Here is a 19,253-nt window from a genome sequence, read left to right on the forward strand (position 1 = left end):
CCCAAAAGCTAGAACCGCGCAGGAGAGTTTTTGATCCGCCAAAAAATCGAATAGGAGAAATCTGAATGATCTCACTGCACAGATTTTAAGATTTCAGCCCTAGGGTCCGCGTCATGAGGCACGAATTCAGCTCAGCTTTTCCAAAAGCTGCCGATACCCTAATTCCTTCGGGGAAGCGGATTCTCCAACTCGTCACCCATGACAAGATGGGTGGCGTGCGTACTCTTGTGCAGATGGTGGAAGCCGGCTTGCAGGCGCGCGGTTTCGAGGTGCAGACGCTGCCTCTCGACACCGGTCATGGAACGGTCGCCACTCTTCGCAATCTTGCGCGCCTCGGCTGGACCATCCTATCGGGAAAATACGACGCGATCTTCACCTACCAGGCTGCAGCCTCCGTCTTCGGCGGTTTTTTCGGCCTTCTGGGGCGCGTACCCGTGCGCGCCGCCCATCACACCGCAGCGCCGGAGGGTATTCGCAGGCATTGGAAGGCACTTGACTGGCTGTTCGGTTCGGCCGGGATATTCACCCATTTCGTATCGAATTCCGTGTCCACCAGCGCTTCGTTCGGCAAATGGCCCGCTGCCTACCGGCGGCGGTTCATTCTGATCCCGCACGGCGTCGATCCCATTCCGCCGGCTCGCGCAGCGGTCGACTGGCGGCAGCGCCTATCCATTCCGCGGGATGCTTTCGTGCTGGTCGCGACCGGGAGGCTGGTGGATCAGAAGGATCACGCCGTCCTGGTGGATGCGCTCGGGATGCTGCCGGGCATGCACCTTGTCATCGCCGGCGACGGCCCGAACCGGGAGGCGCTGGAGAACAAAGCGCGCGCTCTGGGTGTGACGGAGCGCTTCCATCTGGTCGGCTCGATCGAGCGGGATGCGCTCGGCGACATCCTGACGGCCGGCAACATCTACGTGTTCCCGTCGATCTGGGAGACTTTCGGCCTTGCCGGGGTGGAGGCTTCGATGGCCGGGCTGCCGGTGGTCGCATCCGATCTCCCGGTTCTGCGGGAAGTGCTTTGCATCGGCAACGAGCATGAGAACGCGGCCATGACGCGGTTCCACCCGCTCTGCGATGCGGCCAGACTTGCCGACGCGGTCAAAAACCTCGCCGCCAATTATCCGGACGCGCGGCTTCGCAATGATTTCGCGCGACTGCATCGTGAGCATCACAGCCGGGAGCTCATGCTGGAGCGCTATACGAATTTCCTGCACTCCGAGAGCGGCGTCTAACCGCGTCGCGGATAAAAGCGCCGAAGCAGCGAGCGGGCGTCGAACAGGTTCCAGCGCAGCGCGATATAGGCGCTGGCGATGCCGATCAGGACGAAGTTGATGGCGCTTGCAGCCGGCTCTTCCGCCAGGAGCTGGACACCTTTGCCGACGGCGACCAGAGCTATGCCGAGAGCCAGCAGCAGGCCCCCACGGGGCAGGTCGAGGGGCATGCGCAGGTTCCCCGACGCGTAGACCAGGCAGATCAACAGCGCCGCCGCCTGCCCGAGCGTAAAGGCGATGGCGGCGCCTATTGCGGCGTATGAAGGGATCAGCAGGTAGCTCAGCGTTCCGGTGACCGCGAGCATCGCGACAGACGCGACCAGTTCCAGGTTTGTTGTCCCGCTGAAATAAATGATCTGGCCGAAATAGTGGGCGCGCATGACGAGAATGGCATTCGCGACGAGCAGGATCGGCATGATCTGCGTGACGACCGGCAGATAGCTCGGAGCGAGCAGGATTCCAAAGATGACGTCGCCGAGCAGGATGAAGGACGCGGTGCCAAAAATGACGATATAGCAATGCGTGATGAAGGCGCGCCTGAGAGTATGTCGGGCTTCGGTCCCTTTCCCCTCCGTATGGAGGTTCTTGGCACTCGAAATATATCCTGCGCTGATCGCCTCGGCCAAGACCAGGAACGTCTGCTTCATGAGGTCGAGCACGGTCCCGTAGGGGGCGACGGTGCTGGTATTGTAGAGGCCCGCCAAGAGCAGCCGATCGACGTTCATTGCGGCAGCGGAGGCGCCGAAGGCGATGGCAAGCGGCCAGCCGTAGCGCCACATCCGCCGCACGTCGCTGCCCCTGGGCCAGACGAAGCCGGACGCCCATATGGTGCGGCTGAAATGCCGGAAAACCGGCACGGAGCCCAGCGCATAACCGAGCCCCACGCCTGCCAGCAATGCGCCGGGCGTGTCGAATTCGAGGACGGCGATGTAACCGAACAACAGCGAGAAGACGGCGCGGGCGATGGTCGCGATTGCAACAAGCCGGACCAGAAGATGGGCGCGGCTGATTTCAACGGCGACGAAATACAAGGTGAAGCAAACCACCAGCAGGCTGCTGCTGACCGCGACATCGGCATGCAATGTTCCAAACAGGTAGAACAGGTATATGAAGCCGATCGCCGGCAGCATCACCACCCCTGAAACCAGCAGAAGTGCCCCTGCGAGCCGATCGGCTTCCTTCGGGTCGTATCGTCCGAAATGGGCAAAAACGATCCACTGGACGCCCAGGCTGTAGACCATCATGCATATCGAAAAGCCGACAATATATTGGCCGTACACTTCGGCGCTGGTCATGCGCGTGAAGATGGAAACCGACACGAGATTGATGATGGCCGAGGTCGCGCGCGAGGCTAAATACACCGAGGCATGTCTATCGCTCAATTTCGTCGTCCAATGATATGCATTTGGTCAGAATTAACCGCTAACCCTCTAGGGTAGACCGGATCGTTGCCGGGAGTGATGTAGATCCTTCCTTAGCAGGAACAAACGCAATAATCATAGGGCATGTGATGATTATGAATAGCTCTCGGATTGTTGATCCGATCGCAGCCCGAATCTGCTTTCTTGTGCGTGGTTTCGATGGTGGCGGTGCTCAACGCGACGCCATCCTGTTGGCGAACGAATTGCAGGGCCAGGGATTTCCGAGTGCGATCGTTACGCTTCAGAGTTCGGGTCCCTTGCGGGATCTGATCCGCGCCGACGTGCCGGTCATCGATCTCGGCAATGGCCGCAAATTGCGTCTCGCCTTTGCGCCCGCCGCGTTGAGAAGGCTGCTGGTCACGGGGCGTCCGAGGGCGCTGGTGTCTTCCGAGGCGGCGGCGAATGTTCTGGTGGTCCTGGCCTCCCGAGGGCTTGCGAAGGAAACGCGTCCGTCCATCGTCTTGCGGGAGGTGGCAAGTCCCCTGCAGGCACGAACCGGCGATCCCTATTGGCAGAACCGGCTGGCCTACAGGCTGATCCGGTTTGCCTATCCTCGCGCCGATCTCGTCCTGACGCTGACGGCCGGTGCGCGGAACGATCTCATCGACCGTTTTGGCGTGCCGGCCGCGAAGGTCGCCAATCTCGGCACCAATGCCGTGCTGACACCGCAGATGCGGCAGAGGATCGAGCAACTGGGCCGCGCCCCGGAACCGGACCTCATTGTTTCGGTCGGCAGGCTCTCTCCGGAAAAAGGATATGCGACGCTGATCGAGGCCTTCGCGCAACTCAGGCGGACGCGCGCGGCCCGGCTGACGATTGTCGGGGAAGGTGATGAGCGCGGCAACCTGGAGGCTTTGGTCGGCGCCCTAAATCTATCGCAGGACGTCAGCTTGCCGGGACATAATCCAGACCCGTTGTCGATCGTGTCGCAGGCTTCGCTTTTCGTATCGTCCTCCTCGCACGAGGGGCTGGGGAACGCGCTGATCGAGGCCCTGGCCTGCGGCGTGCCCGTGGTCGCGACGGATGCGCCTTACGGGCCGCGCGAGATCCTGCAAGGCGGCAGGCTTGGACGGCTGGTTCCCGTGGGCGACGCGACCGCGCTTGCGCAGGCCATGGCGATGACGCTCGAACAGCCACCCGAAAGCGCCGTTCTCCAGGCCCGGGCCGCGGAATTCAGCGTCGAGAAATCGGCCGAAAGATTCATCCACCTTCTTCAGGCCGCAGGAATAGCAGGAAGTGCCGTTTCCGCAGCGCCGGAGATTGAGACAACTGTAAGTATTTGACATTATGTTCTCAAGCTCTGGGAGGTCCGACTGCAATGGATGGGGGTAGATGAAAAAGCCGAAACTCTGGGAAATGTCCGGTTCCGAGATACTGGCGGGAGTATCCCGCAAGATCGGGCGGCACGTATATTTTCGCCCGCACCTGTTGAAGCTGGATGCGCCCGTCGTTGCTTTCACCTTCGATGACTTTCCTGTCTCGGTTTTCGAGAATGCGGCGCCCGCTCTTGAGGATGCCGGCATGCTCGGCACGTTTTATCTGGCGAGCGGCCTGATGCAGCGCGTCGAAAACGGCCAGCTGATCGTCGATGAGAAGATGGTTGCGGCACTTTCGGACAGGGGACACGAGATCGGCGGCCATACCCATGGCCATATCAACGTCCAGAAAACACCCCGTCGGGATCTGATGGCCGATGTCAGACGAAACGACGAGGAAATCGCCCGGATCGTCGGCTCCGCAAAGCCGGTTTCCTTCGCTTATCCGTTCGGGATGATCTCGGTTCCGTCCAAGCTTGCGTTGATGCATCACTATCCGGGCCTGCGCGGCATCAAGGTTGGCACCAATTCCGGCCTCATCGACCTTGCTCATCTCAAGGCGCAGGAACTCTACGACTGCAGCAACGATTCCGCCTCGATCGACAGGATGCTGGACGATGTCGAGCGGCGCTGCGGCTGGCTGATCTTCTATACCCACGACGTGCGCGAGGACCCGACGAATATCGGCTGTTCGCCGGCTTTCTTCTCGCACGTGGTCGACAAGGTGCGCCGGCGCGGCATCAAGGTCGAGACGGTGATCGATACGCTGAAGCGGATCGGCGTCGCCTAACGGGTCTTGTCCGTGTCCGGGCGGTCGGCCTTCAGGTCCTTGTAGACGGCCCAGCAGAATGCCCAGGACGTGACGAAATATCGCCGCGCCAGGCGGCGCGGTTCGGTCGCGACGCGCCAGAGGAATTCCAGCCCGGCTTTCCGCAGGAAGACCGGAGCGCGCGATTTGACGCCGGCATAAAAATCCAGCCCGGCGCCGAAACCAAAGCCGTAGCAATCGGGAAGGTCGGCGCGGTGCTTGTCCATCCAGATTTCGGACTTCGGGGCGCCGATGCCGAAGAAAATATGGGTCACCCGGTTTTCCCGAAGCCTGGACACCAGTTCCCGGCCAAACACTTCGTTGCGCTCGAAAGCCGGCGGCGCCGTGACGATGACGTGTTCGGAAAAGCCGAGCGCGCGCAGTTTTTCATCGAGGATTGCCGCTGTGGTTTCGCTCGAGCATAAAAGCATGGGCCGGTGAATGCCCGGCTTGAGGCGCTCGATGATCTCAGGAAAGAGGTCGGCACCGGTGATGCGGCCGGGAACGGCAAGCCCGCGCAGCCGCGCATAGAGGAGGACGGGGGCCCCGTCGACCGTGGTCAGCCAGGCTTTGTCATAAGCGGCCTTGAAGGCGGGATTCCTGTTCAGCTGCACGATGTGATCGAGATTGGCGGTCACCAGCAGCCGCAGACCTTCTCCGGGCGGCACCGGTTCGGAGACGATCGTATCGACGATCCTGCCGGCGTCCCAGGTGGAGAACTCGATACCGAAGGCGGACGTCCGCTGCCGCTGTTTTACGGGTGCTTGCTCGGGCATTTCAGGCGTATGCTGGTCCATAGGCGGGCTCGGCCTTCCTCGAGGCTATGATGCGGTAGCGGGCCTGGTAACCCAGGCCGAACATGGCAACCATCATCGTGAACCAGATCGGCCCCGACCGGGCAAGGAAGATGCTTTCCAGGCAGGCCAGGAAGATCGAGAAAAGCCAGATCCTCAAGAAAAGCCTCGTGAGCGGCGTGAAGTTTTTTGCGGCGTCGATTGCCGCCAGATTTTTAAGGGGAGTAGCCAAGACCCATATCACCATCAATATCAATCCCGGTATGCCGGCGTTCATGGCGGCATCGACATAGGCATTGTGGGCATCCACCGCGCGCACGGCCCAGTTCAGGGTGCGCATGTCGCTGTTGACGAGGCTCTCCGCGCCCCAGAAAGAGCCGAAGCCATAACCGGTGATCGGGCTCTGTGCAATAGCATCGAGTGCCAGACGCCAGATGTCGGCGCGGGCCGTATAGGTGGTATCGATCCCGGTTGCCGCGACAATCTCCCTCAGCGGCGCGATCGTCGATACGCCGACGGTCGCCAGGTTGAGCAGGCCGACCCCGCCGAAGACGACCGGAACGCGGATCCAGCGCCAGCGCTCGAAGAAAATACTGAGGACGAAGATGCCGGGCAGCATCGCGGTGGAGGTCTTGGCGCCGGTCCTCAGCAGGAACAGGCAGCTCGCTGCAATGACCAGCAATCCGATGATCCGGGACCATGCCGACATCAGATAGATGCCGACGAAGCAGGAGAGCGCCATGACGACGCCGGTCTCGTTCTTCTGGACGTAGATTCCCTTCCAGAGCCCCGCATGCTGCGGCTCGAGAAAGTCGGTCAGTTGATGGACGGCAAGCCTCGGGAGAAAGAGCACGCCAAAATAACAAAGGCCGACGATCAGCATCACGCCACCGCCGGCAAGCCTTGCAAACTGGCTCTCGCCCTTCGGCAGCATCAGAAATGCACTGGCGCTGATGCAGACGGTCAGGGCAATCAGCACGCGCCTGACGGCGCCGAGCGGATCGACCGAAAGTGCCGCGGTCAGAAACAGCCAGCCGAATACGAGTGCAAGCAGCAGGCGGGGCTGGAAGATGACGCTCCGCACCCTCGGGGTCATGGAATAGATGAGCACGATCAGGAACAGCACATAGGCGAGCAGCTGGCTCCAGAGAGCAGGCTTTGCCAGGGCAGGATTGAGGCTTGTGTCGACGAAAGGCGTCAGGGTGATCCAGTAGAAGCACCCGACACAACAGAACAGCAGCCTTGCGCCAAAATTTCCAGAAGACGCAACTTCGTCCGTGTCTCTCGCCATCCACCCGCCGCCGCGTTCTCTTCGCGCGCGAATCGTAACAGAAACCGCCGAATCTCGCCAGCATCCATATCCGGCGGCCACCGCCGCGAACTTCGTCGAGGGGCCAAAGCCTGGCTGCGAGGCCGTTATCGCGATAGCGCGAGCGCGAGAGATTTCCGGCCGTTCATCATAACTGCATAAATTTAGCCGGTTTGCTTGACCTTGACGGTGTCGAACCAGAACTTGCGCTCATCCTGCACTCCTTGGGAGGTTTGCAGGCGCCCGTGGAGATTTCGAATGCTGGGACTATTTTGTCGGCTTGCCGGATCTCTGGTGCTGATGGCACTCGGGATTGCCGGTGCGCAGGCGCAGAACTTCGTGCTGAAGCCGTTTTCGGAGGCCCGCGCGCCTGAAATCGCCGGGTTGACGGCGGCCGAGCAGAGCAAGGCGCTGGGGCGAGGGGTCAATTTCGGCGGAACGCTGGAGGCGCCGAGCGAGGGAGCCTGGGGAGGGCGGCTTTCCACAGAGCTGTTTACGGCAGTCAGGCAAGGCGGGTTCCAGACCATCCGGCTGCCGGTTCGTTTCAGCAGCCATGCGGCAGTCTCGGCGCCCTATAAGCTCGACGAGGCTTTCATGAAGCGCGTCGATTTTGCGGTCAATAACGCGCTGTCGCATGGCCTCAACATCATCGTCGATTTCCACCATTATCATGAGATGGATGGCGATCCCCTGGAGGCGGAGGAGGTCGCGATCGGTTTGGAGAAGAGCCGCGAGCGGTTCCTGGCAATCTGGGAACAGCTGGCGCGGCGATACCAGAGCCTGCCCAACGACCGGGCGCTGTTCGAGATCTACAACGAACCGCACGGCAAGACGGAGGAGGTCTGGAACGATCTGCTCGCTCAGGCGCTTGCTGTGATCCGCAAGACAAATCCCTACCGCTTCCTGATTGTCGATCCGGCGGAATGGAGCACGGCCTGGGGGCTCGGGAAGCTGGCGATCCCCGCCGACGACCGCCGCCTGATCGTTACCATACACAATTATGCACCGTTCAAATTCACGATGCAGGGCGCAAGCTGGATCGAAGGATCCCGGCCCTGGCTCGGAACATCCTGCTGCGAGAACGCGCAGATCGAGGAGATCAGGACGCCGCTCGACATGGCGGTCGAATGGGGGAAAAAGAACGACCGGCCGATCTTCGTCGGGGAATTCGGCTCCAATTCGCTCGCCTATTATCCCGACCGGGTGACCTATACGCGGATCATGCGGGAAGAGATCGAGAAACGCGGGATGAGCTGGGCCTATTGGGATTTCGCGTCGCACGAATTCGGCCCCTGGGATCCGACCACCAAGTCATGGCTGCCGGAACTGCACGAGGCGCTGGTTCCAAAAAAGTAGAAGTTCAGGCGAACTCGCGCCCGGCCTCGCGCATATGGCCGAACAGGCCGAGTGTAAGTGCCATCAGCACGCCGAAAATCGCGCCGGCGAAAGCTCCGCCGATCAGCAGCAGCACCGAACTTGGGGGCCAGCTCTTCGATTGCGGCGGCATCGGCGGCGAGATTACCCGGACATTGCTGGTGTCGATCTGCTGGCGCTCGCTGATCTGGTGCGTCCGCGACAGGTAGGTTTCGTAAACGGCTGCCTTGGACCGAGCATCCCGCTCCAGTTCGCGCAGGCGCACCTGCGCGTCGTTTTCGGTAAACACGGTCGAGCGCGAGGCGTCGGACTTGCGGCGCAGTTCCTGAAGGGCGCTGTTTGCCTGATCGACATCAGTCTTGGCGGACTGGAGAAGACGGGCGGCTTCCTCGGAGATCGCGCGGTCGACGGATGCCAGTTCCGACTGCAGAGCGACCAGGCGCGGGTGGCGGTTGCCGTAGACCAGCGTCATCGAGCTGATCTGCTGCTGCAGCGCGCTGTAGCTGGCGCGCAGGGTCACCATGCTGGCAGAATCGAACACCGCCGAATTCGCAACCCGCCTGTCGGCATAGGCCGACTGCAGCTGCTTGTAGCGGGTGTCGGCCTGGATCAGTCGCTGCTGGGCGTCGAGGACCTGGGTGTCGAGCGCGCCGGAAATGCGGGTACTGGTGAGCTCGCCGGCGGTCGATTGCAGACCGTTCTTACGCTTGAACTGTTCGACCTTTTCCTCTGCTTCCGTCACCGAACGGCGCAGTTCGTCGAGCCGGCTGTTGAGGCCGATCGCGAGCTGGCCGGCGCTATCCGACGAGGATTTGAACAATTCGCCTTCGAAGGCGGAGACGACGGCGTTCGACAGCTTGATCGACTTCTCGGCGTCTCCCGTCCAGACCGAAAGGACGACGACGAACGAGCCGTCGTCGCGGGTGGCGGTAATCTGTTTTTCGAGTTGGCGCAGGACGCTCAACTGCTTGTTCTCGGGTGCGGTCGGCGACGAGAAGAGGCGACGCAACCCGTCGAGCCTTCCGGGACGGTTGAACTCCGGGTCTTCGGTGAGGTTGAGATCGTTGATGACCTTGGTCAGCACGTTACGCGACGTCAGGACCCGCAACTTGCTCTCGACTTCCAGAAGCTGGGAATCGCGCTGCGGGTTGGCGGAGAAAACGTCGTCGGAAACGAGGTTCAGGTTGGAGGGATCGATGATGATCTCCGTACTGACGGTATAGCGCGGCGAAGCGATGGCGGCGTAGAGCAGCGCGAGCACGGCGCCGAGGATCGCTGCGGCGATGATCCGCAGAAAGCCCTTGCGCAGCCAGCGGATGATATCGGTGAAATGGATATCCGTCAGGCTGTGAAGCTGCGCCTCGATCCGTTTTTCAAACGGAATGTCCTCATATCGCATCCGGTCGTCATCTTCCCGTTCGTGGGCGGGCGGATCACGATGATAGTCCGAACGGGTCCGATAGTCAGGTACCGAAGAAGGACGAGGCCGATTGCGCGGCGAGGGCGGTTCTTCTTCCAGGATAGGATGGTCCAGGAGGGAGCTCTGGTATTCGCTGCGGTGACGCGACGCCCGGGCCGATGCCGACCGCCGAGTATGGGGCTCCTTCGGCTCGTACATGGACTACCTCCGCCCGTTCGCCACAGCGAAAGAACCTACAATTGGACACACTCCGGCGATCATGACGAATTGACGTGAATTTTAAGTTAATTGAAGATTTTCAAGAGCTAATAAGCAGCCTTGCGAATGGGATGCGCCTCGTTCGCGGCGGATTGGGTAAAACCCTTCAGCCAGAGCTGGGTGGACAATATGCCGACGAAAGCGGCGTTGTCGCGGAACCCGGAGACCGGGGCCAAGCGGCATTTCTGATGGAGTTTTGCAACGGCCTTCGGATTGAAGAGACCGGAGGCGGCGATTGCCTGTTCGCCCAGCATGTCGCCGACATAGGCCTGTTCGTTGTTGCCGGCGAAGGATCGGCTGTCCGGGGCGCGATAGGGCTGTTTCGGGCGCTTGCTGATGACATCCGGCAAGAGGTCCCTGGCGACCCGGCGCAGGATGTGTTTTTCGTCGAGGCCCTTGAGCTTCATGCCGGGAGCGAGGCGGCTGGCGAATTCGACCAGCCGGTGGTCGAGGAAGGGGAAACGGCCTTCGATACCATGCGCCATGGCCATGCGGTCGCCCTGGCTCGACAGGATGTAACCGGGCAGCAGGAACCGGCTTTCGAGATATTGCGCCTGGTGCAGCGGGTGCCAGCGGCCGAAGTTTGCCGGTAGTCGGGAGGCGAGTTCTTCGGCGGCATCGTAGCTGCCGAGCGTGGCGCAGAGATCGTCGGAATAGAAGATCTTGGCAGCCGCCGTCGAGCGGAAGCGCGGGCGGTGGGAGAACAGCGGGTCGTTCGTCCCATCGTTGCCGGCGCTGAAGAAGGCGGCGAGGTATTCGGCCGACTGCTGTTTCAGACCCGGCAGATAGGGATAGAGCTTGCGGAAGAGATGCGGCCGCATCTTCGATCCGGGCTGGCGGGCGCAGAAACGGCGCACGCGTGCCTCGCGGAAAATGTCGTAGCCGGCGAATACCTCGTCGGCGCCTTCGCCGGTCAGCACCACCTTCATGCCGGCGTCGCGGACAAGGCCCGAGAGGCGGTAAAGCGGCGCAGGCGCGGTGCGCAGAACCGGCCGCTCGGTGAAGCGGATCACATCCGGGAAACTTGCGGCGATATCGGCCGAACCGCTGGCGACGGCGCGGTGGCGGGTGCCGAGCGCTTCTGCGACCTGTCGCTGGAAGGCGCTTTCATCGTGTTCGGCATCGTCGAAGGTGACCGAGAACGTGTTGAGGCCGTTCGGAGCCATCGGTGCGGCGAGCGCGGTGATCAGCGAGGAGTCGAGCCCGCCGGAGAGATAGGCGCCGACCGGCACGTCGGCGCGCATGCGCAGCCGCGTCGCATCGGTCAGCAGGGCACGCAATTCCTCTTCCCTGGCGGACTGGTCGACCTCGGCATGATCGCCCGCATCCGGAAAATCGAGCGCCCAATACGGCCGGGTTTCGGTCCGGCCGTTTTTGGCGATCATCAGGTGGCCGGGTTCGAGTTCGAAAATACCCTTGAAGGCGGTACGCGGCGGGATCGGCGCCCAGAGGGTGAAAATCTGGTCGAGTGCCAGCGGATCGAGTTCGGCCTCGATGCCCGGCACTTCCAGCAGCGCCTTGATCTCCGAGGCGAAATAGAGCGAGCCCTTGTGCTCGGCATAAAAGAGTGGCCTGACCCCCATCCGGTCGCGGGTAAGCATCAGCCGGCGCTCGCGGTGATCCCAGATCGCGAAGGCATAGTCGCCATTGAGGCGCGACAGGCAGGCCTCGCCATAGGTCGCGTAGAGCTGCAGCAGGACTTCCGTGTCGCTGCCGGTGCGGAAGGTAATGCCGCGCGCCTTCAGCTCGTCGCGCAGTTCGACATAGTTGAAGATCTCGCCGTTGAAGACGATGGTGAAGCGGCCCTCGGCGTCGGTCATCGGCTGCTGGCCGTCTGAAAGACCGACGATCGACAGCCTCACATGCGCAAGGCCCAGGCCGGGAGCGGCGAGAATGCCTTGTCCGTCGGGTCCGCGATGGGCGATCGCCTGTGCCATGGATGACAGCAGCGCCTCCGGATTTCCGGAGCCGTATGCCTCACCGACGAAGCCCGCAAAACCGCACATCTGTTTCCATCATGAACAGGGACAATATCCTCCCGTTGATAGAGGGAAATGCTTGCCGATCATTTCAAGCGATCGATAAAATTGTAATCCTGTCCCAAAAGAGGTTTCAGGCGGGCTTCATGCCAAGGACCACGGTCGGCCAGAATTCCGAGACCGTCGGGTGGATCGGTACCGCCCAGCGCAGGGTATCGTAGGTGGCGCGGGCATTCATCATGTCGAGCACGCCGTGGATCGATTCGTCTCCGCCGGTGCCAAGTATGGCAGCGCCCAGGATCTCGCGGGTGTCCGCATCCGCGATGAACTTCATCAGGCCCTGCGTTTCGCCCTTCTCGACCGCGCGCCCAACCCTTGCCATGGCCTGCCGGCCAACCAGGATATTTCTGCCGGATTTCAGGGCTTCCGCCTCGGTCATGCCGATGCGGCCAAGCGGCGGGTCGATATAGAGCGCGTAACCCACCTTACGGTCGGAGACCTTGCGGTTCTCGCCGTCGAAAAGGTTGGCGGCGATGATCTCGAAGTCGTTGTAGGCGGTGTGGGTGAAAGCACCTTTGCCGTTGCAGTCGCCCATCGCCCAGATGCCCGGAACATTGGTCGAGAGGTCGTCGCCGACCTTGATGTAGCCCTTCGCGTCCAGCTCGACGCCGGCCTTGTCGAGGCCGAGATCGTCGGTGTTCGGGCGGCGGCCGACCGCGAGCAGAACGTCGGAGCCGATCACTTCCGGTGCGCCGTCGGTGCAGTCGACGCCGACCGCGACGCCGTCTTTGTGCTTGCTGAAACGGATGCATTCGGCGCCGGTGCGGATATGGATGCCTTCCACTTCGAGGATTTCGCGGATCGCCTGCGAGATTTCCTCGTCCTCGCGGCCGACCAGGCGCGGACCTTTTTCGACGACGGTCACTTCGGCACCGAAGCGGCGGTAGATCTGTGCGAATTCCAGCCCGATATAGCTGCCGCCGACGATGACCAGATGTTTCGGCACCCGGTCGAGCAGAACGATGTCGCTGTTGGTCATGTACGGCACGTCGCCGACGCCCGGAAAGTCCGGGATCGCGGCACGGCCGCCGACATTGAGGAAGATCTGCGGCGCGGTCAGAAGTTCGTCGCCGACGCGGATTGTATTCTTATCCTCGAACCGGGCGTGGCCGCGGATCAGAGTGCAGTTGGGCATGCCTTCGAGCCAGCTCTCGTTGCCGTGGCGCGAGTCGAGCGTCACCTTGTGCGAACGCCGCATGACGGCCGGCATGTCGATCTTAACCGGGCTGTCGAGAACCACGCCGTAGTCACCGCCGCGCCGGGCGACATGGGCGGCATAGGCGCTGGCGACGAGCGTCTTGGTCGGCTTGCAGCCGGTATTGACGCATGTGCCGCCGACATGTTTGCGCTCGATGACCGCAACCGTCTTGCCGGCGTCGTTGAAGCGCCCGGCGAGCGAGGGGCCGGCCTGGCCGGCCCCTATGATGATGGCGTCGAAGGTTTTCATACCGCAGCCGCAGGCAGGGACGCGATGATGAGATAGGCGGCGACGATGGCGACAGCGTCCTCGATGAAGGCGGCCGGCGGATCCTTGCCGAAGCTGGCGGCCAGCTTGCCGCGGACGGCGGCGCCACCATAGGTGCCGATTGCGGCGCCGATGATGCCGGCGATCAGGCCGACGATCCAGCCGCCATAGGGCGTGCCGATCGCCGCACCTGTAAGCGCCCCCATGACCAGCCGGGCGCCGAACTGCTGCGGCACCTTGCGGCTCGGCGTCGAGGGAAGCTGGTCGGTGACCAGTTCGACGACGGCAAGGATTGTGAAGATGCCGACGGCCCAGATCGTGCCCATGAAGGAGAGCCAGGAACCGGAGAGGTTGAGCCAGCCGAGATAGGCGGCCCAGGCAATTGCAGCAGGTGCGGTCATGGCGCGCAGGCCGGCGACGACACCGATCAAAAGTGCGAGTATATAGACCATTGAAAACCCCTTTGCGCCGCTTCCGGCTTTCCCCATTTGCGCCTGTGATCGAAGCACGATCAGTCGTGAAGTCAAGCAGTAGGTGGAAATTATTACGGGAATACGAGGAATGCTTGCATGATCCGATCAGGCGCGCTGGCCCTTCAAACACCCGCCGCGACCAACATCCTGCATGCCGGCCAAATGCGGTAAGGATTTTATGGAAATCAGCGGTGCAGCGGTTAGAATACCGTTTTCCTGTCACCCCAGGGCAGGAAAAATGAGCGGAGGAACCCCGGCCTGTTGAGATATCGTATTCTTGTGCCTTTGGCCCTGCTTGCGGCGATCGGTCTGGCGCTGGTCTTCAAGGGCAGCGATATCCTCGCGCGGGGCTATATCGAGGAGGCCGAAGTCCAGGCAGGCACGACGCTGCGCCTGGCGGTGTCGGCGCTCGACGGCCATCTGAAGCGATACGAGGCGCTGCCGGCTCTGATCGCCGATCAGCAGAATATCGAGGCGGTGATCCTCGATCCGAAGAACGAGACGCTGCGGGCGACAACGAACGCCTATCTCAAGGAAATCAACGGGCTTCTGAAATCCTCCGACATTTATGTGATGACCATGGATGGCGAGACCATCGCTGCCAGCAATTATGACAGCCCGGTCAGTTTTGTCGGCGAAAATTTCACCTATCGGCCCTATTTCCAGGATGCGGCGGAGGGCCGTCAGTCGCGCTTCTATGCACTCGGCACCACGTCTTTGAAGCGCGGCTACTATTTCGGTTCGCCGATCGAGATCGGCGGCGCCATCCGCGGCGTGATCGTCTTCAAGGTGGATATCGACAGCCTCGAAGCCTCCTGGGGCGGTGGTGACGACCGGATTTTCGTGTCGGATCCCGAAGGCATCATCTTCATGACCGGCAGCCCGGAGTGGCTCTATGCGAGCATTCTCCCGCTGACGCCCGACCGGATCGCCCGTACCGAGGCGTCGCGGCGGTATGCGGACGCCAGGCTCCGCGAATTGCCGGTCAGGCGCGGCAGCCTCGCAGGGCGCGATGTCATGACCATCCGGGATGGCGGGGTCGAGAAGGAATATCTCGTCGTATCGCAACCGATGCCGGACGCGGGTTGGACCGTCAACGTGCTGATGGATACCGGTTCGGTGCACACCCAGGCGAAGACCGCGACGGTTGCAGCACTTTTGACGCTCTGCCTTGCAGGGCTGGGGCTCGCCATCGTCCTGCAGCGCCGTGCGCGGCTCAACGAACGCCTGATGCTGCAGGCGGAGGCGCGCAACGAACTCGAGCACCGCGTCGCCGAGCGCACCGCCGATCTCGCCCGCGTCAACAGCCGCATCGAGGAGGAGATCGCCGAGCGGCGGCTCACCGAACAGCGGTTGCGCCAGACCCAGGCGGACCTCATCCAGGCGGGCAAGCTCGCCGGCCTCGGCCAGATGTCGGCGGCCCTGTCGCACGAACTCAACCAGCCGCTCGCCGCCGCCAAGACCTATGCGGAAACGGCCGGCGTGTTGATCGATCTTGGACGCACCGACGACGCGCGGGACAATGTCCGGCGCATTTCGGCGCTCATCGACCGCATGGCCTCGATCAGCAGGCACTTGCGCAACTTCGCCCGCAAGCCGAACGAAAAGCTCGGCGCCGTTGCGCTCGACGATGTGATGCGCGACACGCTGGAGATCGTCGCCGCGCGCCTGAAGGCGGCGGACGCGGAGCTGGACATCGAGATCGATCCCGCTATTCCCGCGGTGAAGGCAGGCGCGGTGCGGCTTCAACAGGTGCTGGTCAACATTATCACCAATGCCGCCGATGCCGTCGAAGGCCTCGACGATCGGCGGATCACGGTTTCCGCCGAGCAGGCGGGCAACAAGGTCATGGTGTCGGTGCGCGATCGCGGGCCGGGCGTCGCCGCGGCCATCCACGAGCGCATCTTCGATCCGTTCTTCACGACCAAGGGTGTCGGCAGGGGCCTGGGGCTCGGTCTGTCGATCTCCTACAACATCATCAAGGATTTCGGCGGCAGCTTGAGCGTTGCCGATCATCCGGAAGGCGGCGCGGTCTTCCGGATCGAACTCGAAGTTGCCGACGGCAATCTTCTGGAGGCAGCTGAGTGAGCGAGCAAAGGGTTCTGCTGGTCGACGACGAGGAGGAACTGCGCCGTTCGACGGCCCAGGCTCTGGAACTCTTCGGCCTGGCGGTTCTGACATTTTCCAATGCCGATCATGTGCTGGAATTGACGGGCTTCGGCTTCGACGGCGTCGTCGTCAGCGATATCCGCATGCCGGGCACCGACGGGATGACGCTGCTCCAGAAGATCCGCGAGCTCGATGCGGAGATCCCGGTCATCCTGGTCACCGGTCATGGCGACGTTCAGCTTGCGGTCAAGGCCATGCGGGAAGGCGCCTACGATTTCCTCGAAAAGCCGTTCACGCCGCAGCATCTCGCCGGTATTATCCGGCGTGCGCTCGACCGGCGCAGCCTGGTGCTGGAAAACCGCCGCCTAAGGGCCGTCGCCGGCAAGCGTGACGATGTCGAAGCCCGGCTCCCTGGTCGCACCCAGGTCATGGTCGATCTGCGCTACCGGATCCGCGCCATCGGCGCCACGGATGCCGATACGCTGATCATCGGCGAAACCGGCGCCGGCAAGGAAGTGGTGGCGCGGGCCCTTCACGACATAAGTTCTCGCGCCAACCGTCCGTTCATCGCCATCAATTGCGCAGCCCTTCCCGACAACCTGATCGAGAGCGAGCTTTTCGGCCATGAGGCCGGCGCTTTTCCAGGAGCGCTCAGGCCGCGCTACGGCAAGTTCGAACACGGCCGTGGCGGTACGATCCTGCTTGACGAGATCGGTTCGATGCCGGTCGACCTGCAGGCGAAATTCCTGCGTGTGCTGCAGGAGCGGGTCATCACCCGGCTCGGCTCCAACGAAACCGTGCCGCTCGACGTGCGCTTTATCGCGACGAGCAAGGTGGATCTCGAAGCGGAAGTGGCGGCGGGCCGGTTCCGCGCCGACCTCTTCTATCGGCTCAACGTCGCCACCATACATGTGCCGTCGCTGGCGCAGAGGCGATCGGATATTCCGCTTCTCTTTCTCCAACTCGTGCGGGAGGCAGCCGCGCGCTATGGCCGCGACGATATGGAAGTGCCGGCCGAGGTGATTTCGGCGATTGCCCAGCGCGACTGGCCGGGCAATGTCCGGGAACTGCGCAATGCCGCCGACCGGCTGGTGCTCGGCCTCGATCCGAAGCCGGGCGAAACCGGCGGCGCGAAGGATGGGGCAGGGCGGCTCGCCGACAAGGTTGCAGCCTTCGAGCGCAACCTGATCGCCGGCGAGATCGCAGCGCATGGCGGCGCGCTGAGACCCGTCTACGAATCCCTCGGCATCTCCCGCAAGACATTGTACGAAAAGATGCAGAAATACGGGCTCGACAAGAAGCTGCTCGGTCCGGAACACCTGCTGCAGGATGACAGGGACGGTTGATAACGGCGGTATGTGTGGATTTCCACCCATGCTTTTTGCCGATTGTTCCTGAATCCACCCATGTTGCGCCGCGGTATTTACGGAAATGCTGTTTTAAGGCCTCAGCAACGATTGCGCGCGCTCCGCGCTCGGCCGCAAATGGTCCTCAGGTTGGCGCCGGAGGAATTGGGCGTCCGCTGTGCCACATTTCATCCTGGAGGAGCCCCGATGAAAATTCTGAACGCCGTTATCGGCGCGACCGCTCTTGCGGCGCTTTCCCTTTTCTCCGCCTCGGCGAATGCGCAGGGGTATCCCGAGCGCCAGATCACCATGATCGTGCCGTTTGCGGCCGGCGGCCCGACCGATACTGTCGCGCGCCTCGTCGCTGAATCCATGTCGAAGGATCTCGGCAAGCAGGTCATTGTTGAAAACGTCGGCGGCGCCGGCGGTACGCTCGGCGCTGCCCGCGTTGCGAATGCCGAAGCGGACGGCTACACCGTTCTCCTGCACCACATCGGCATGGCGACCAGCGCCTCGCTCTATCGCAAGCTGCCCTACGACACCTTGAACGCGTTCGACTATGTCGGCCTCGTCACCGAAGTTCCGATGACGCTTCTCGCCCGCAAGGACATGCCGGCGACCGACCTCAAGGGTCTCATCGAATATGCCAAGGCCAACAGCGACAAGGTGACGGTTGCAAACGCCGGCATCGGCGCCGCGTCGCACCTGTGCGGCATGCTGTTCATGAGCTCGATCAAGACGTCGCTCGTCACCGTTCCCTACAAGGGCACCGGTCCTGCGATGACCGATCTTCTCGGCGGCCAGGTCGATATCATGTGCGACCAGACCACCAACACCACCAAGCAGATCCAGGGCGGCACGGTAAAGGCTTATGCGGTCACGTCCGCGGAACGTCTCGGCGTCCTGAAGGACATCCCGACCGTCAAGGAAGCCGGTCTGCCGGACATGCAGGTCGGCATCTGGCATGGTCTCTACGCGCCGAAAGGCACCCCGAAGGACGCGATCGACAAGCTCAACAAGGCCCTCAAGTCGGCCCTGAAGAACCCGAACGTCGCCGCTCGCTTCGCCGAACTCGGCACCGAACCGTCGCCGGACAACGACGCCACTCCGGCAGCCCTGAAGGCCAAGCTGGAAGGCGAAATCGCCCGCTGGAAGCCGGTCATCCAGGCTGCTGGGCAGTACGCGGACTAAGGTTTCCGCAGTCTGCCTGCCCCAACTTCGATCCTCTCCCCGCTTGCGGGGAGGGGATACCTGCCAAGCTTATGCCTGCGGTCCGGAAGCCGGTGCGGCATAATGCTTCTTCCCCGAGCGGGAGAACGTGTCTGGCAGGGCGGATGAAGGGCACGTCCGGCAAAGCCTCTCCCACGTCACGGAGACACCATGAATTCGCTGAAATTCGACACTGCCAATCTGATCTGCGGGCTGCTGCTGATCGCGACAGGCCTGTTCTTCGCTTACCAGTCGTTCGAACTGGAACTCGGTACGGCGCTGCGCATGGGGCCTGGTTATTTTCCGTTCATCCTCGCCTGCGCGCTCATCCTGTTCGGCGCGATCATCCTCATCCAGTCGATGCGGGTGGACGGCGGGCCGATCGGAGCGCTCGCATTGCGCGGGATGATCTTCATCCTGCCGGCGCCGATCTTCTTCGGCCTTACCGTTCGCGGGCTGGGCTTCGTACCGTCGATCTTCGTCACCGCACTGATCGCCTCCTTCGCCTCGGGCCGCATGAAACCGCTCACCGCGCTCGTCCTGTCGGCGGCGCTGACGGTCTTCTCGGTCGCCGTCTTCAGCTATGGCCTCGGCCTTCCGTTTCGCCGTTTCGGGCCCTGGCTCGGTTATTGAGGTTTGAG

Annotated in this window: 15 protein-coding genes; 8 read left to right on the top strand and 7 right to left on the bottom strand. The window is 62.3% G+C overall.

Annotated features, from left to right (window positions below; all coding sequences use genetic code 11):
* Positions 1-215: 215 nt before the first annotated feature.
* On the top strand, positions 216-1,232 hold the full coding sequence (locus ABCW43_RS09745) for a glycosyltransferase family 4 protein (protein ID WP_345923645.1): 1,017 nt from the start codon (positions 216-218) through the stop codon (positions 1,230-1,232).
* Here the strand turns inward: ABCW43_RS09745 and ABCW43_RS09750 are convergent.
* Entirely contained in the window at positions 1,229-2,653 is a 1,425-nt protein-coding gene (locus tag ABCW43_RS09750) for a lipopolysaccharide biosynthesis protein (protein ID WP_345923647.1), read from the bottom strand. The two genes, ABCW43_RS09745 and ABCW43_RS09750, sit on opposite strands and share 4 nt — an antisense overlap.
* Positions 2,654-2,787: 134 nt before the next feature.
* Between ABCW43_RS09750 and ABCW43_RS09755 the strand changes: the two genes are divergently transcribed.
* Both ABCW43_RS09755 and ABCW43_RS09760 read left to right on the top strand, forming a co-directional pair.
* Positions 2,788-3,975 (top strand): glycosyltransferase, encoded by a 1,188-nt coding sequence (locus tag ABCW43_RS09755; protein WP_345923649.1) that lies wholly within the window; start codon positions 2,788-2,790, stop codon positions 3,973-3,975.
* A 49-nt stretch (positions 3,976-4,024) separates the two neighbouring features.
* Entirely contained in the window at positions 4,025-4,798 is a 774-nt protein-coding gene (locus ABCW43_RS09760; protein ID WP_345923651.1) for a polysaccharide deacetylase family protein, read from the top strand.
* Here the strand turns inward: ABCW43_RS09760 and ABCW43_RS09765 are convergent.
* Both ABCW43_RS09765 and ABCW43_RS09770 read right to left on the bottom strand, forming a co-directional pair.
* On the bottom strand, positions 4,795-5,592 hold the full coding sequence (locus ABCW43_RS09765; protein ID WP_345923654.1) for a WecB/TagA/CpsF family glycosyltransferase: 798 nt from the start codon (positions 5,590-5,592) through the stop codon (positions 4,795-4,797). The two genes, ABCW43_RS09760 and ABCW43_RS09765, sit on opposite strands and share 4 nt — an antisense overlap.
* Position 5,593: 1 nt before the next feature.
* Positions 5,594-6,901 carry an O-antigen ligase family protein gene (locus tag ABCW43_RS09770; protein WP_345923656.1) on the bottom strand — a complete coding sequence of 436 codons (1,308 nt, stop codon included), beginning with the start codon at positions 6,899-6,901 and terminating at the stop codon, positions 5,594-5,596.
* Positions 6,902-7,177: 276 nt separating this feature from the next.
* Between ABCW43_RS09770 and ABCW43_RS09775 the strand changes: the two genes are divergently transcribed.
* Entirely contained in the window at positions 7,178-8,275 is a 1,098-nt protein-coding gene (locus ABCW43_RS09775) for a glycoside hydrolase family 5 protein (RefSeq protein WP_345923658.1), read from the top strand.
* 4 nt (positions 8,276-8,279) lie between these two features.
* On the opposite strand, the gene ABCW43_RS09780 is transcribed toward ABCW43_RS09775, so the two are convergent.
* The 4 genes from ABCW43_RS09780 to ABCW43_RS09795 form a co-directional block, all read right to left on the bottom strand.
* Complete coding sequence (locus tag ABCW43_RS09780) at positions 8,280-9,911, bottom strand: GumC family protein (protein WP_345923660.1); 1,632 nt, start codon at positions 9,909-9,911, stop codon at positions 8,280-8,282.
* A 107-nt stretch (positions 9,912-10,018) separates the two neighbouring features.
* Positions 10,019-11,977 carry an asparagine synthase (glutamine-hydrolyzing) gene (asnB, locus tag ABCW43_RS09785; protein WP_345923661.1) on the bottom strand — a complete coding sequence of 653 codons (1,959 nt, stop codon included), beginning with the start codon at positions 11,975-11,977 and terminating at the stop codon, positions 10,019-10,021.
* A gap of 106 nt (positions 11,978-12,083) precedes the next feature.
* A complete protein-coding gene (locus tag ABCW43_RS09790) occupies positions 12,084-13,457 on the bottom strand; it encodes an FAD-containing oxidoreductase (protein WP_345923663.1) in 1,374 nt (457 codons plus the stop codon).
* Complete coding sequence (locus ABCW43_RS09795) at positions 13,454-13,927, bottom strand: DUF4126 family protein (RefSeq protein ID WP_345923665.1); 474 nt, start codon at positions 13,925-13,927, stop codon at positions 13,454-13,456. The genes ABCW43_RS09790 and ABCW43_RS09795 overlap by 4 nt, the downstream gene beginning before the upstream one ends.
* A 282-nt stretch (positions 13,928-14,209) precedes the next feature.
* Here ABCW43_RS09795 and ABCW43_RS09800 point away from each other — a divergent pair, with 282 nt between their 5' ends.
* From ABCW43_RS09800 to ABCW43_RS09815, 4 genes are all read left to right on the top strand, one after another.
* On the top strand, positions 14,210-16,036 hold the full coding sequence (locus tag ABCW43_RS09800) for a sensor histidine kinase (RefSeq protein WP_345923667.1): 1,827 nt from the start codon (positions 14,210-14,212) through the stop codon (positions 16,034-16,036).
* Positions 16,033-17,403, top strand: coding sequence for a sigma-54-dependent transcriptional regulator (locus ABCW43_RS09805; protein ID WP_345923669.1), 1,371 nt, complete (start codon positions 16,033-16,035; stop codon positions 17,401-17,403). The genes ABCW43_RS09800 and ABCW43_RS09805 overlap by 4 nt, the downstream gene beginning before the upstream one ends.
* Positions 17,404-17,610: 207 nt before the next feature.
* Positions 17,611-18,594 (top strand): tripartite tricarboxylate transporter substrate-binding protein, encoded by a 984-nt coding sequence (locus ABCW43_RS09810; RefSeq protein ID WP_345923671.1) that lies wholly within the window; start codon positions 17,611-17,613, stop codon positions 18,592-18,594.
* Between the two features lie 189 nt (positions 18,595-18,783).
* Positions 18,784-19,245 (top strand): tripartite tricarboxylate transporter TctB family protein, encoded by a 462-nt coding sequence (locus ABCW43_RS09815; RefSeq protein ID WP_046628828.1) that lies wholly within the window; start codon positions 18,784-18,786, stop codon positions 19,243-19,245.
* Positions 19,246-19,253 lie beyond the last annotated feature (8 nt).

This window comes from Neorhizobium tunisiense, from assembly GCF_039631515.1.
Taxonomy (GTDB): domain Bacteria; phylum Pseudomonadota; class Alphaproteobacteria; order Rhizobiales; family Rhizobiaceae; genus Neorhizobium.